The organism is Mesorhizobium sp. M1E.F.Ca.ET.041.01.1.1, from assembly GCF_003997355.1.
Classification (GTDB): Bacteria; Pseudomonadota; Alphaproteobacteria; order Rhizobiales; family Rhizobiaceae; genus Mesorhizobium.
Genome location: NZ_RZSL01001114.1, coordinates 1 through 900 on the forward strand (window position 1 = coordinate 1; position 900 = coordinate 900).

Consider the following 900-nt stretch of genomic DNA (forward strand, 5'->3'; position numbering starts at 1 on the left):
GGATCCGCTTTGGCCGGATCGCGAGAGGTCCCCTGTTCCGCCGCATCTTCAAGGACAACAAGACCGTCGACGTCGAGCGCCTTTCCGACAAACATGTCGCCCGTCTGGTCAAGCGGACCGCGCTCGCCGCCGGCGTCCGTTCCGATCTACCGGAAGGGGAACGGGCGGGGCTGTTCTCAGGGCACTCGCTGCGCGCCGGCCTTGCCTCCTCGGCCGACATCGAGGAGCGTTACGTTCAAAAGCAGCTCGGTCACGCCTCGGCCGAGATGACACGCAAATATCAGCGGCGGCGCGACCGCTTCCGCACCAATCTCACCAAGGCGTCCGGGCTTTGAAGGCCCCTCCCCTGCCCCGATTGAAGCCGCAGCATGGCGATCCGGGAGAGCAGGATTTTCACCTTAGCGATTCAATTTTTTCGCCTTAGCGCTTCAATTGAATCGGGAAGCAAAAGCGACATCGGCACGGGCGAGCGGCTCGATCAGGGTCCTCAGGGGCAAATTGGCGAGATCGTAAGCCATTGATGTTGTTGTAGCTGATTTGCGTAACGGAAGCTATTCCGCCATTTGCTTCCGTCACAGGCGATGATCTTTGGAATGAAAGCTCACTATCGATAATTGCCTCTTATCGATAGTGATTGTTTTTGCGGCGCAAATCAGTCATTTTCGGCCCCAAGATGGCGCCGGCGACGTCCCGCGCGGCCGCGAACGACATAGGGAAGGCGGCTATTCCGCCGCGAAAAAGGCCGTCTGGCATGAGCGAAGAAAAACCCGTCCGCCTGCCCGACCCCGCCTCCGTCGAAACCGTGCTCGCCTCTCTGGAGGCGCAGTCGGCCGACGCCGAGCTCGCCCCTGCCCTCGACGAGGCCTTTCCAGGCTTTGCCTTCACCGTCGCGACGATCGA

At 60.9% G+C, this 900-nt stretch carries 2 protein-coding genes; both read left to right on the forward strand.

Annotated features, from left to right (window positions below; all coding sequences use genetic code 11):
- Positions 1-335, forward strand: a 335-nt coding sequence (locus EOA38_RS37770; RefSeq protein ID WP_145966345.1) for a tyrosine-type recombinase/integrase, incomplete at its 5' end; no start/stop codon positions are given.
- A gap of 33 nt (positions 336-368) precedes the next feature.
- A complete protein-coding gene (locus EOA38_RS39600) occupies positions 369-521 on the forward strand; it encodes a hypothetical protein (RefSeq protein ID WP_189435230.1) in 153 nt (50 codons plus the stop codon).
- Positions 522-900: the final 379 nt, after the last annotated feature.

What these genes read in the sequence shown, in the direction of transcription:
- EOA38_RS39600 (WP_189435230.1), top strand. Translation starts at nt 369, where the DNA reads ATGGCGATCCGGGAGAGCAGGATTTTCACCTTAGCGATTCAATTTTTT.